Below are 1,185 nucleotides of genomic sequence, written 5' to 3'. Positions count from 1 at the left end.
AAAATTTATCTGCAATAGAGCGTAAAAACCGTTAAAATTATTGAGGACGGTTGGTCATGAAGGTGGCGTTCAAATAGGTTAATGCAGTGGTATTTATTTGTAATTGATATTAAAAACTTGTTATATAATGAAGTATGAGAAGATATTAAACTTGAGAAGTTGTCCATTTAAAAATTATGCACAATTATGAGTCGACGAAAGGAAATAACAACGAAAGATCTTAATAAAGCTCTTCGACAGATCTCCCGTGATGCACGTCGCAAAAATATGGCATTGGGACTTGAAACGTTATATGAAAAGGATGGCTATCTTATAAGGTTAGATACGTCCGGTAAAGAGCACAGAATAAAAAAACTGGAAACACGAAGAGGAAGTTCTACCCCTAAAGTTATCGAACTTGATTAATGGCTGTTTCAAGAGTTCGAATGTTTGCTGGCCCGAATGGTTCAGGTAAATCCGATCTTATCCGTCGTTTACAGCAGTCTGATTTACCTCTTGGTCCTATAATAAATGCCGATGATTTTCAGGTTAGCTTACAGAATTCAGGGTTCATTGATTTACAGGAGTATGGCCTTTCAGACATTACACATCAAGAGTGAATATTATTACCAAAATTGACACCTTTTGGTTCTATACTATTCTCACAAATCTGCGAGAGAGGATTCTTCGAATAATAATTATTTACAGTTTTCGAAACTCAATGGTGTCAGGATCTTGTCGACTATCTCTTTACTTGTTCAGCCATTTGTCGATCTCTTCATTAGCCTCTTTATCTGATAAAATTTGACCGCTTTTTATTTGCTCTTGTGCCTGTGAAATAGCTTTTTTTTGCCTATCATTCGTTACATAAACAGTATCATTAAAATCAATATCTAAGAGGCGGTAGATCTCGTCAATGATATGTTTGTCATTGACTCTTTTGATCTTGTCAATCAAATTTTTTTTGTGTTCAGGTTTTAAGTCGATCATTATATAAAGATATCTATTTATATTTGGCAAATGGAGCTAGAGGCATATTAATTTATGCTGTTTATAATATATACATTTTTTCTAAAAGGTTAACGTATTAATATAACAGGCAGGATGTGCACTGTATATAATAATCTCTGTGACTCAACGATTACCTCTCCCTAAAATTTATCTGCAATAGAGCGTAAAAACCGTTAAAATTATTGAGGACGGTTT

At 33.8% G+C, this 1,185-nt stretch carries 3 protein-coding genes; 2 read left to right on the top strand and 1 reads right to left on the bottom strand.

The window, feature by feature from the left end; all coding sequences use genetic code 11:
- Positions 1-186 precede the first annotated feature (186 nt).
- Complete coding sequence (locus tag BUB16_RS21010; protein ID WP_073068808.1) at positions 187-405, top strand: hypothetical protein; 219 nt, start codon at positions 187-189, stop codon at positions 403-405.
- Positions 405-599 carry a hypothetical protein gene (locus BUB16_RS21315; protein ID WP_139240416.1) on the top strand — a complete coding sequence of 65 codons (195 nt, stop codon included), beginning with the start codon at positions 405-407 and terminating at the stop codon, positions 597-599. Before BUB16_RS21010 ends, BUB16_RS21315 begins: the two co-directional genes overlap by 1 nt.
- Positions 600-729: 130 nt before the next feature.
- On the opposite strand, the gene BUB16_RS21005 is transcribed toward BUB16_RS21315, so the two are convergent.
- The gene (locus tag BUB16_RS21005) at positions 730-969 is read right to left on the bottom strand and encodes a hypothetical protein (RefSeq protein ID WP_073068806.1); all 240 of its coding nucleotides are present in this window, start codon (positions 967-969) and stop codon (positions 730-732) included.
- Positions 970-1,185: the final 216 nt, after the last annotated feature.

The sequence above is a fragment of the Fodinibius roseus genome, assembly GCF_900129315.1.
In the GTDB taxonomy this organism is placed as follows: Bacteria; Bacteroidota; Rhodothermia; order Balneolales; family Balneolaceae; genus Fodinibius; species Fodinibius roseus.
Note: the sequence above shows the minus strand (reverse complement) of the source record. Positions and strands in the feature narration are given on the sequence as shown.